This is a genomic window from Gilliamella sp. B3022 (assembly GCF_028751545.1).
GTDB lineage: Bacteria > Pseudomonadota > Gammaproteobacteria > Enterobacterales > Orbaceae > Gilliamella.
This window is the reverse complement of sequence record NZ_CP071867.1, coordinates 1,836,939-1,849,214: the sequence shown is the minus strand read 5'-3', so window position 1 is coordinate 1,849,214 and position 12,276 is coordinate 1,836,939. Positions and strand designations below refer to the sequence as shown.

Below are 12,276 nucleotides of genomic sequence, written 5' to 3'. Positions count from 1 at the left end.
TTTTTGTCAAGAATGATTTACAAAAACAAATTTAAAATCAAAAAAACGGACTTTTGTAAAAATTATTCAGGAGTCTATACCGATTCATTAGTATTATACCCAGACTTAAATTTCTAAATATAAATTTAAGTCTACGTGAAGACAATCTTAATATATTCATTTGTCAATTAAAATAAGTTGATATATAATGCCCCGTCGATTTCAACCGTTTATTTTCATGTTCCTTGCTTTCAATGGGTTACGGTTGCCCCGACAGAAAGCTGATTAATCCGTAGGGAGCGATAATGCGTCATTACGAAATAGTATTTATGGTTCACCCAGATCAAAGTGAACAAGTACCGGGTATGATTGAACGTTATACTGGTACATTAACCACTGATGGTGGTAAAATTCATCGCTTAGAAGATTGGGGTCGTCGTCAATTAGCCTATCCTATCGAAAAGCTGCACAAAGCACATTATGTGTTAATGAATGTTGAAGCAACTCAAGAAGCTGTTAATGAACTTGAAGATAACTTCCGTTTTAATGATGCAGTAATTCGCAGTTTAATTATGCGTACCAAAAATTCTGTAACTGAAACTTCACCTATGTTAAAAGCTAAAGATGAGCGTCGTAACTCTGAAGAAGATTTTAGCGAAGTAAACATGGACGATGATTCTGACGAATAATCGTTTAGTGTTATCGGGTATTGTAAAAAAAACACCGATGCGAAAAGTGAGTCCAAGTGGGATCTCGCATTGTCAGTTTTATTTAGAACATGTCTCTAAACAAATTGAAGCAGAACTTACCCGACAAGCATGGTGCATAGTACCTGTAATTGTCAGTGGACAACAAGAGTTAAGTTACATAAAAAAAGGCAGCAAAGTTTTAGTGAGTGGTTTTATAAGTACTCACACAAAACGTAATAAAACAAGCCAACTTGTTTTACATGCTGACCAAGTTAAACTATTAGGAGAATAGCCAAATGGCACGTTATTTCCGTCGTCGCAAATTCTGCCGTTTTACAGCAGAAGGCGTTAAAGAAATTGATTATAAAGATGTTTCTTTATTAAAAAGCTATATCACAGAAAGTGGTAAAATTGTACCAAGCCGTATTACTGGTACTAGCGCAAAATATCAACGTCAATTAGCTCGCGCTATTAAACGCGCTCGTTACTTGGCATTATTACCATATACTGACAACCATCAGTAATTAGCAACAGAGGGAACATATAATGCAAATTATTCTACTCGATAAAGTTGCTAATTTAGGCAGCTTAGGCGACCAAGTTAATGTTAAAGCGGGTTACGCACGTAACTTTTTAATTCCACAAGGTAAAGCAGTACCAGCTACTAAAAAGAATATTGAATTCTTTGAAGCGCGTCGTGCTGATTTAGAAGCAAAACTTGCTGAAACATTAAAAGCCGCTGAACAACGTGTAAACGAAATTAACGCACTTGAAAAAGTAACCATTGCTTCTAAAGCTGGTGACGAAGGTCGTTTATTTGGTTCTATCGGTACTCGTGATATCGCTGATGCAGTTAAAGCTCGTGGTGTTCAAGTATCAAAAAGCGAAGTTCGTTTACCAAATGGTGTGTTACGTACAACTGGTGAACACGAAGTGTTCTTCCAAGTACACAGCGAAGCTTTTGCTAAACTTATTATTGAAATTATTCCTGAATAATTATCATTCAATAAAAAAACCCGTCAAATTGGCGGGTTTTTTTTATTATCTGTTACTAGCAATTTATTCGATACAATCAAATAAATTACTATTATAAATGTTTTATTTTACAATTATTGCTTTACCCCGCCCACGGATATCTGATACTGCAATAGGTTCATTATTTCTAATTTTTATAACCTGAATATCCCCACTAAAATCTTGTTGATAAAAACTATATCCCATCTGCTCTAGCTCAGTCTTCAATGGTTCTGGAACACTATTTTGAAAACTTTCGATATAAATAATATTACTTGGTAATAATTGATGATGATAGCGTGGTGCCTGTACAGCTTGTTTAAGAGACATATGATTATCAAAAACATTAGCTACAACTTGAAAGATGGAGGTAAAAATTCTTGAGCCACCAGGCGTACCAATAACCATTACAACATTATTATCTTTTATGAAGATAGTTGGTGACATAGAGGATAAAGGTCGTTTATATGGTTCTATTGCATTTGCATCTTTACCTATAACGCCAAATTGGTTAGCAACGCCTGGTTTACTACTAAAATCATCCAACTCATTATTTAGTATAATACCCGTACCTTGTACAACGACAGCAGAACCAAACCAACCATTAAGTGTATAGGTGTTAGAAGCCGCATTACCCCATTTATCCACAATAGAAAAATGGGTTGTTTGTAATTTTTCACGACTATCCAAACCAGGTTTAACCTGTTCAGTTTTAGAAATGCTTTTTGGATTAACTTGTTTTGCTCTGTGAGCCATATAATGAGTATCAATTAATTGAGAGACGGGTACTGTTACAAAATCAGGATCTCCCATATATTCAGCTCGATCGGCAAAAACACGTTTTTCTATCTCTGCCAATAAGTGAATATACTGTGATGAATTAACTTTAATATTTTTAAAATCATTAGATAACTCTTGTTTCATAGATAATAATTGAATTAAACCTACTCCACCTGAGCTTGGTGGTGGTGCTGTAATGATCTGCATATCGTGCCAATCAGCTACTAAAGGATTGCGCCATTTTGCTTGATAATTAGCTAAATCACTTTCGGTGATTAAACCATTATTATTTGACATTTGCCGCGCTATTAATTTAGCGGTTTTTCCTTTATAAAATCCATCACTACCCTGAATTGCAATACGTTGTAATACTTTACTTAGTTCAGGTTGTTTAAACATCTGCCCTGCTCGCATAGTACCAAAATAGTGTTTAAAGTGACCATTGGTAGGTGCCGTTTGTTCTATTTCTTGATAACGAGTCACTAATTGCTTATCAACCATAAATCCATCTTGAGCAAATCGAATTGCTGGCGCCATAACTTCTTTCCAAGTTAACCGACCAAAGCGTTGATGAACAGCCCACATACCTGCTACTGTACCTGGAACTCCGGACGCTTTATGAGAATATAAACTCAAATTATCGATGACATTTTTATTATCATCAAGAAACATATCTTTATTTGCTTTGGCAGGGGCCACTTCACGATAATCAAGAAAATATGGCTTACCATCGAACCAAAGTGTCATAAATCCGCCACCACCTATATTACCTGCTTCAGGATAAGTGACCGCTAATGTAAAAGCTGTAGCTACAGCCGCATCGACAGCATTACCATTTTTGGTTAACATCTCTTTGGCAGCGATGGCTCCATAATAATCAGGAGAGGCAACCGCTCCAGATTCAAATTTTGGTTGGATATTTTCAGTTGGAATTACTTGCCAACTTATCATTAAAAACACAACAAAACAGCTATACTTGATCAACCTATGTTTAAAATAGAACATTTTAGATCTCCTAAAATAAATGATTAATTTCTTCCCATAAATAAAAAATAAATAAACTTGAGATTGTGTATTTAATGAAAAGCTATTAATCAACGTACCATATAAAATCAAGGATGTGAGCAAATAATAATCAACAATAAAATCAGGATAATCTAACTTTGGGCTTTATTTACTTTTCAGGTAGAAACTCAGGAAAATAGAAAGAGCGTAATTAATCACATACAATTATCTACACTCTTTTCAATTCATCAGCAATTAAGCTCATTGTTCTTGATTTCCAATTTTGGCTTTTTCTTCTTTATAAAGCTTATTATCATAAATTTTTACAAATGGAAGATAAATTAGTAGAGCCAAGATTGCAGAAAGTATGGCCACAAATATAGCACGATAATCACCACCAGTCCCAATAAATGCACCTAATCCCATTGGAGAAGGCCAAGGTATTAACGCAATGATTGGATTCATAAAGCCATAATTGATAGCAAAATAGCCCAGAGTACCACATGCCATTGGTGCTAATAAAAATGGTAAAGCTAGATATGGGTTATATACAATAGGCATACCAAAAATAATTGGTTCATTAATATTAAATATCGCAGGAACGGCAGATGCACGACCTAAAATCTTTAATTGGCTTGATTTAGCACAAAAAGCAATAAAGAATGTCATAAGAAGTGTTGAACCTGAACCACCTAAAATTACTAAGGAGTTATTAAATTCTCCAGCAAACGGAATTGCTGCTCCGCCAACATTTTCATTCATATTGGTAAGCATTATCGGTGTAATAAATGCACCAATGATACTTGCGCCGTGAATACCAACAACCCAAAGAGCATGGATTAAAAATAGTATCACCATAATACCAAGCCAGCTTTTAGTTAAATTGGTTACGAAGATAAATGGAATACCGATGATATTAAAAATGTCGGTACCAAAATAAATCAAAATACCGTTTAAAATAATAATTGCAAATGCGATGACGAATGTTGGTATAAGTGCAGTAAATGATCGTGATACCCCCAATGGAACGGTTTCAGGCATTTTAACCACCCAATTACGACGTACACACATAAAATAAAGTTGTGTGGCTAAAATTGCCATAACAATTGCAATAAAAATACCTGAAGTTCCTAACCTAACAACAAAAGGGTTTAGACTTAATCCGTTATAGACGGCTTCATTTTGGTCATTATATAAAACTATCGTTCCATTTTGCATAACTAATTCTGGCAATGTCATAATGAAAGCGAAAACAGATAGCATTGCACCATTAAGGGCATTAACTTTTAAGCCTGTTTCTTCTTCCTCAATTTTAGTTAATTCATAACCAACAACAATGTTAAAATAAAGCGCTAATATGCCCATTGTTGCAGTGTTAGCTATCATATAAAGATCTCTTATTTTGAAAACAGAATTTTCAAAAGCGGTTTCTAATCCCATAAATGTCATCGGTAAGGTATTAAATACTAAAAACATCGATCCCACAATGCAAAAAGGAACTGATGCCATTCCCGCCGCCATTACTGCTCGAACAATTTTAAACTGCGATATTTTCGCCATCGGAGTCATTAAATATTTTTGTAACAACACAAATCCGTTATTCATTTTGTTTTCCTCATTTAATTAATGATTTCTTGATAAGCTTGAATTCTCTTAAAATGTTTGTCCTCATTACGCTCAATCTTTTTCAGTTTAATCAGTATAAAAATTGTAAAAACTAAACTTACTGCCAAAATACTTACTAATACTTTTAAAGCCTCTTGGGAATATTTTAAAAATGGAAAGAAAAAGTAAAATAATGGAGTATAAATTGAAACAATGAGCATAATGCCACTTATCAACATCATTCGATAGAAAAGACTAGCATATCGTAAATGGTTTTGATGACTCCGATAAAGTTTAATTTGCTCGACACTGGTTAAGGTAGCAAGAATAATGAGTATGAGTGGTAATAAGATAGCTATTGATAAGCTTCCCATCAAAAAAATTGTCCAGTAAAGATTCAAAAATAGAAAAAATGCTGTGGTATAACGAACTGCTAAAAAGCGATTAAAATAGAGACTAGTCATACTGATTTGTTTATGCATCTTAAATTGGTTTTCTAGTGGAGTATTCATCACTAACCTCTTTATTGATTTGATAACTTGTATATATTTTGGTATAGATAAGACATCTCAATTGCAATTTCACGAAGAGTCATTGTGGTCATTAAATGATCTTGAGCATGAACCATAATAATTTCCATCTCAATTTTAGTCCCATTTGCATAAGACTGAAGTAACTCTGTTTGTGATTTATGGGCTTCTAAAATTTCTTCATTCGCCTCTTCTAAAAGCTGATTTGCCTTATCAAACTTAGAATTTCTCATTGATTCGAAAGAGGAATGGATTTTGGTTTTAGCATTACCACTATGCAAAATAATATTGAAAGCGGTAATTTGAATATCTTCTGAGCTCATATTGTCATTCATTGCTACGCTCCTTTTTTAATTAATTGGATAAAAAGTGATTTAAATTGATTAAAATCTGAAATTTCCAACATCGCTTGTTGCATGGATAAATCATCAATTAAGTTAATAATTGCTTTTGTCATCATAGCTAAGTTGGAATTTTGATAAATTGATGGAGAGATCATAAAAACAAACTTAATATCCTGATAATCTTCATCCCAAAACAAACCATCGGGTATTACGGCAATGGCTATTTTCGTTATTTTACCAACAGGTATAGCTGGATGCGGAACTACAATGGTTGGACTAAAAAGTATTTCGCCTATAGTCATACGTTTTTCCATTTGCTTTTTCATCTCATGCTTGAAGTTTTTTTCTTCATTAACTGATAATGAATCAAGTAAATGATTTAATAACGTTTGTTTATCTGGCTTTTGTTGACACAAATGAAAATAATCGGCGACAATATCATCAAAAATCTGAGAAATATAATTCAAATGATTTTGTTTTTTGTGATCCGTTGTTCGTAATAAGGCATCTTTTAGTAATAAATTCGGCACTTGTCTATGAGAAAGATATCGACGAATTGCTTGAACGTCTTCTTCACAAAAGAATACCGATACATGAAATACGGGCACTTTAAATACTTTCGATGATAAGTCAACGGAAGAAATAATAAAGTCAATGTCATTTATCATTTCGGGTTCAATCTCATAATAACCACGTGTTGCAACTATTTTTACACGCTCATCAAATTCGCTTTCGACCCGATTTTTTAGTAATTGCGCACTGCCTAATCCTGTTGCACAGATGATCAAAACTTTAACTTTTTGTTCATTTTTTAACTTTTCAAGCGAAGCTAAAAAATGCAATGCCAAATACCCCCATTCATCATCATTAACCTCATATTTATGCAAATTTGGTAATTGGCTTAAATAATGTTTAACTAATACAAAAACGTCAAAATATTGACTCTTAATTTCATCAATTAGTGGGTTTTCCAATTTTATATTCTGCTCTAAACGCACTAACATGGGCTTTAAGTGTTGAATAAGTCCATTCTTCAATTGTTCATCATGCCAAAAAGGGTAAGTAGTCTCTTGTTGAATTTTTAGAAGTAAGTTAGTTAATGAAGAGCAGAGATCATCATCAAGAACATCTTGAATTAAATTGGATTTACTCATCAAATGCAAAGTAAGATACATTTGCTCTTGTTTTGGAAAGTGAAAACCAATTATTGATTCAATACGTGCAATGATTTTATAGGCGACATGATATTCAACTGTTGTATTGGTTGAAACGGGTAAGTTGAGATTTTGAATAGAAAGCCCTGATTGTAAACGCTTAATGCTCAGTGATAGATGCAAAACAATATTTTGAATCATAACATCAGATAATTTGATATGTGCTTCACGACACTCATCTAAAATAATGATGGTGAGTGTATCAAAACTAATGGCTTCACAAGATTGATTGAAATAAGATAAATGGTGTAAAAAATTAATTGAATCTTCATGAAAAAAGTAACTCATTATAAAATGGCGTTTGGCTTTTTCTTCGCCATCGACAAAAATTAAAGATCGATTTTTTTTAAGGGTTAATTCATAAGTCAGTAATTGAGATTTTATTTCAGCAATATCTTTGTTTAATTGTGATGAACTAATAAATAGCTGTTCCGATAAATCCTCAATATCAACTTTTTGGCTCTCAAGTAACAACAAATTGAGGATAAAATGCTTTCGCTCACTGGCTTCACGACATTGGGATTGTTCAATATTTTTATCAAATAAATGATGTTCAATTAAAAATAAGTTAAACGAAGTTCTATCTAAAATCTTTAACTGAAAGCCATATCCTTGCTTACTAACTATATTCCCCCCATTACATTCAATCAAAGTTTTTAAATCTTTAAGATAAGTACGTACGGTACGATCAGATAACGATAATTCCGTAGCAAGTTCTTGACTACTTTTATATCCATTTTTAGAACGAACTAGTAAACTAATGAGTTCTCGTTGTTTATGTTTTATCATTATCTACTATACCTAAGTTATTAGCTAAATCTATCCAAAAGGAGTAAATTATTAATAAGGCGATTAAAGATTGGAACCATTTTTATGATGCGATCTTTTAATCAAACAATCGCATCATGTTAAAAAAGGTAAAATCGGATCTTTTATGTTTTAATTAATATTGTCCTCAACTAATTTAGCTAATTGCTCTACACCAGATTGAATAGGAATATAAGCTTGAAATGGAATACTGATGACTGGTTTACCTACTTCATCACCTAATGCTTTTAATTTATCAAACATCATCATGGTCTGAGGGCTAATTAAAAACAGTGAAAAATCACTATTTTTTATTTTATTACTACCTTCAGTTGCTGATACCGCATCAAGTTCAATTGGTATGTTTTTGCAGGCGAAATATTCAGTTACCTTTTTAGCCATAAGCGATGATGACATACCGGCTGCACAAATAATTAACGCTTTTCTCATAACTTCTCCTAATGAATTTAAATCGTTATAACGTTTCACCATTTGACTCAATGACTTTTTTATACCAATCAAATGAATCTTTTCGACTTCGTTTTAAGGTTCCATTACCTTTATTGTCTTTATCAACATAGATAAAACCATAACGTTTTTCCATTTCACCCGTTCCAGCTGACACCAAATCAATACAACCCCAAGGTGTATATCCCATCAAATCAACACCATCTTCTTCAACCGCTAATTTCATTTGTTTAATATGTTCTTTAAGGTATTCAATACGATAACTATCATGAACACTCCCATCAGCTTCAACTTTGTCATACGCACCAAAACCATTTTCCACAATGAAAAGAGGTAAATGATACATATCAGTTAACCAATTTAAAGTGTAGCGCAAGCCTTCCGGATCAATCTGCCAACCCCAATCAGATTTTTTGACATATTGATTCCCAACTAAATCGGTTTTTTCGTTATAATCATAATGGTCATTACCTATATTGTGTCTAATCACATTCGACATGTAATAACTAAATCCAATATAATCAACCGCTCCTTTCCTTAACACTTCCAAATCTTGTTGAGTAATATCAAGTTTGATATGTTTACGTTGCCAATATTTTTTAATGTAATTTGGGTATTTGCCATACACATGGACATCAGTAAAGTAATATTTACGTTCCATGACTTTCTGAGCCATTAAAATATCGCATGGTTTGCACGTTTCAGGATAAATTGGTACTAACGCAATCATACAACCAATTTTAAAATCGGGGTTAATCGCATGACCTATTTGCACCGCTTTTGCACTAGCAACCAACTCATAGTGGGCCGCTTGATACATAATTTGTTCGCGATCATCACCAGCTTGATAGTAAATACCAGAATTAGTGAACGGCGCAAAATCTTCATTAAAATTAGCTTGGTTATTGATCTCATTAAAGGTCATCCAATATTTCACTTTATTTTTATAACGATCGAAACAAACCTCAGCAAATCGAACAAAGAAATCAATTAATTTACGATTCCGAAAGCCACCATATTCGGTAACTAAATGATAAGGTAACTCAAAATGTGAAAGGGTTATGACTGGCTCAATATTATATTTTAAACATTCATCAAAAAGATCATCATAAAACTTCAAGCCTTCTTCATTTGGAGCAGGCTCATCCCCTTTTGGAAAAATACGAGTCCAAGCGATCGAGGTTCGAAAACATTTAAAACCCATTTCAGCGAAGAGTTTAATATCATCTTTATAATGATGATAAAAGTCGATAGCTTCATGATTAGGATAATACTCACCTGGAATAATACCTTCAGTGATTTTTCGATAACTTTTAGGCGACCCAACTGTCATCACATCAGCAACACTAGGTCCCTTACCACCAGCCTGCCAAGCACCTTCTAATTGATGAGCGGCAACAGCGCCTCCCCATAAAAATTCTTTTGGTAAACCTTTGCTATTCATAATCAAGTACCTATTATTTATTGAGAATTCAAATTTAGTATAAAAGGAAAAAAATCAAATTACGAACCAATATTTTCCGTATTGATAAGGAAAAATAAAAAAAGAAAACATAATAAGGAATATTTATTTAACCTTAAAATAAAGAGATAGCGTCGAGATGTAAATCATAAATATTTCACATAGTTAAATATTTTTATGTTCAAATTTGGTAGGTAAATTTTTAGAAAAAACCAGCATATGTGTCAAATACAATTAAACCAATAATAAATTAATCATTAGTTTGACGACCATAATTTTTGAAAGGCTTATTCATCCCAATAACATGCTGATTTCATTAGCTATCCTCTTTTTTTACTTAAATTTTTCATCTCTAATAAATCACTTCATAATAGAATGATAGACTTGAATAAATTTAAAATAATTTTATTTAGTAGATAACATACATATATAGAACTTGAAAAAGCAAAAAAGCTCAAAGTTTTTATTAATTTTTTAAAATAGTGATATTAAAGGATGAATGGATTGATAATGACGTTATAAATAATCGATATGTTGCGGTAAGTATTTTTCTACTTCACTAAAGGGTTTGAGGTAGGTAATAAAAGAAATAAATATTTTAATTCCTTAACTTAAATATAAATAAGCCAACCTCCAGGTTGGCTTAAATCTTATACTTTTTTGTTATTCATCAATTCGATAGCATTATTATATGTTAAAAAGTATTTTTATCATTAAAGTAACTATTTCGCGACCCATTTGCCGTTTTCATCTTTATGATATAGCTTTTCAACCGCCGACCAAGCAACACGAAAAGCAACTTGCTCAGGCGAACTATTGTCTCGTCTTTTTTTAGGATCTTGATACTCTTTTATGGCACTATTAAATGCTTCTTTAAAAATATCCTGAGCATGGGCAGGTAAAACATGCCGAACAGATTCTGGTAGATCATCTCGGGTTTGATAAGGCATATCACATTCCCCCTTTTAAATAACTCATAAAATATTGACGATTTTAAAGGATCTTTGCGAACTTCATGTTCAAAATAGCTTATGTAAATTAAATTTAGTCTGATTTAACAAAAAATACAAGGTTTATTACTTAATTAATTTTTTTTAGGTTTATATTAAAATCGGCTATTTATTTAACTTGAATGAGCGGTAACTTTTCTATACCGCTGAATTATCGAAAATTTATGATGATATTTTTACGTTATCGATTAACATCAACCACAAAACGACCTTTAATTTGTCCAGCTATCAGTTTATTAGCTACGCTAGAACATTCATTTAACGTAATTGTTTTACCGATAAGAGAAAACAGTTTTTCGTCAAAGTTTTGTACTATTGATTGCCAAGCGGCAATTCGTGCATCATAATTTACCATCACACTATCAACACCAGCTAATGTTACTCCTCGTAAAATAAACGGTGCAACCGTTGCGGGGAAATCAATACCTTGTGCAAGACCACAACAGGTGACAATACCTCCGTATCGAGTCTGTGCACAAATGTTAGCTAACGTATAGGAACCAACGACATCGATTGCTGCTGACCATAACTCTTTTTGTAGTGGTCTATTTGGCTCTTTCAAAGATTGGCTATCAAGAATTTCGGCTGCGCCCAGTTTACGCAGATAATCTACATCCATCACTTTACTTGTAGAAGCAGTAACCCGATAACCTAATTTACTTAATAACGCGATTGCAACTGAACCCACACCACCTGTCGCTCCTGTTACTAAAACTTTACCATCTTCTGGCTTAACACCGAAATCAACTACACGCCCAACACATAAAGCAGCCGTATATCCTGCAGTACCAATAGTCATTGATTGATGAGGAGTAAGATTGCTTGGTAACGGGATTAACCAATCTGATTTCAAATGGGCATATTGAGCAAGACAACCCCAGTGTGTTTCACCGCATCCCCAACCATTTAGAATAACCAAATCACCGGATTGGTAACGACCGCTTTGACATTCAATTACCGTCCCTACACCATCAATACCCGGTACCATTGGCCATTGCCTAACAATAGGACTTTTATTAGTCAATGCTAATGCATCTTTATAATTAATATTTGAATAGTGTATTTTTACTAAGGTATCGCCTTGTTGTTGCATTAATTGTTGTTTAGTTAAGATTTTTAAAGATTGGGAAAACCCAGTAACTTCATTGTTTTCTAGAATAATAGCATTGAATGACATACAGATTCCTTATTGTGTAATGAATGATAAACCAATGAATGAATAATTAACCGAAGAAATTTAGCACGTCAGTTAGGTAATTTAATCGCCATTAATAGACGAACGGTCTAAAAATTATAGACCAACTGTCTAGTAAAAAGCAATAAATTGCACTATTACGAGGTGTAAATAAAAAATTTACAATAAATTATA

General features: G+C 33.0%; 13 protein-coding genes. 4 read left to right on the top strand and 9 right to left on the bottom strand.

Annotation, left to right across the window (positions count from 1 at the left end; all coding sequences use genetic code 11):
• Positions 1–284: 284 nt before the first annotated feature.
• The 4 genes from rpsF to rplI are packed head-to-tail and all read left to right on the top strand — an operon-like array spanning position 285 to position 1,664.
• Positions 285–668 carry a 30S ribosomal protein S6 gene (rpsF, locus tag J4T76_RS08350; protein WP_267340580.1) on the top strand — a complete coding sequence of 128 codons (384 nt, stop codon included), beginning with the start codon at positions 285–287 and terminating at the stop codon, positions 666–668.
• A complete protein-coding gene (gene priB, locus J4T76_RS08345; RefSeq protein ID WP_416380308.1) occupies positions 655–960 on the top strand; it encodes a primosomal replication protein N in 306 nt (101 codons plus the stop codon). The genes rpsF and priB overlap by 14 nt, the downstream gene beginning before the upstream one ends.
• Before the next feature lie 4 nt (positions 961–964).
• Positions 965–1,192 (top strand): 30S ribosomal protein S18, encoded by a 228-nt coding sequence (gene rpsR, locus J4T76_RS08340; RefSeq protein ID WP_025314965.1) that lies wholly within the window; start codon positions 965–967, stop codon positions 1,190–1,192.
• A gap of 22 nt (positions 1,193–1,214) precedes the next feature.
• On the top strand, positions 1,215–1,664 hold the full coding sequence (gene rplI, locus J4T76_RS08335; RefSeq protein ID WP_039129438.1) for a 50S ribosomal protein L9: 450 nt from the start codon (positions 1,215–1,217) through the stop codon (positions 1,662–1,664).
• A 102-nt stretch (positions 1,665–1,766) separates the two neighbouring features.
• Here the strand turns inward: rplI and ggt are convergent, their stop codons facing one another.
• From ggt to acuI, 9 genes are all read right to left on the bottom strand, one after another.
• Positions 1,767–3,413 (bottom strand): gamma-glutamyltransferase, encoded by a 1,647-nt coding sequence (gene ggt, locus J4T76_RS08330; protein ID WP_267345569.1) that lies wholly within the window; start codon positions 3,411–3,413, stop codon positions 1,767–1,769.
• Between the two features lie 315 nt (positions 3,414–3,728).
• On the bottom strand, positions 3,729–5,072 hold the full coding sequence (gene celB / locus J4T76_RS08325) for a PTS cellobiose transporter subunit IIC (protein WP_267340583.1): 1,344 nt from the start codon (positions 5,070–5,072) through the stop codon (positions 3,729–3,731).
• Positions 5,073–5,086: 14 nt separating this feature from the next.
• A complete protein-coding gene (locus J4T76_RS08320) occupies positions 5,087–5,584 on the bottom strand; it encodes a hypothetical protein (RefSeq protein ID WP_267354698.1) in 498 nt (165 codons plus the stop codon).
• An 11-nt stretch (positions 5,585–5,595) separates the two neighbouring features.
• Positions 5,596–5,937 carry a PTS cellobiose transporter subunit IIA gene (locus J4T76_RS08315; protein WP_267355634.1) on the bottom strand — a complete coding sequence of 114 codons (342 nt, stop codon included), beginning with the start codon at positions 5,935–5,937 and terminating at the stop codon, positions 5,596–5,598.
• Positions 5,938–5,939: 2 nt separating this feature from the next.
• Entirely contained in the window at positions 5,940–7,949 is a 2,010-nt protein-coding gene (locus tag J4T76_RS08310) for a BglG family transcription antiterminator (protein ID WP_267355632.1), read from the bottom strand.
• Between the two features lie 150 nt (positions 7,950–8,099).
• Complete coding sequence (locus tag J4T76_RS08305; protein ID WP_267340590.1) at positions 8,100–8,417, bottom strand: PTS cellobiose transporter subunit IIB; 318 nt, start codon at positions 8,415–8,417, stop codon at positions 8,100–8,102.
• A gap of 25 nt (positions 8,418–8,442) precedes the next feature.
• Positions 8,443–9,879: a 6-phospho-beta-glucosidase gene (locus J4T76_RS08300; RefSeq protein WP_267355630.1), complete on the bottom strand. Its 1,437-nt coding sequence runs from the start codon at positions 9,877–9,879 to the stop codon at positions 8,443–8,445.
• 740 nt (positions 9,880–10,619) lie between these two features.
• Positions 10,620–10,847 (bottom strand): ChaB family protein, encoded by a 228-nt coding sequence (locus J4T76_RS08295; RefSeq protein ID WP_086308919.1) that lies wholly within the window; start codon positions 10,845–10,847, stop codon positions 10,620–10,622.
• 241 nt (positions 10,848–11,088) lie between these two features.
• On the bottom strand, positions 11,089–12,084 hold the full coding sequence (gene acuI / locus J4T76_RS08290) for an acrylyl-CoA reductase (NADPH) (RefSeq protein ID WP_267355628.1): 996 nt from the start codon (positions 12,082–12,084) through the stop codon (positions 11,089–11,091).
• Between the last annotated feature and the right edge of the window lie 192 nt (positions 12,085–12,276).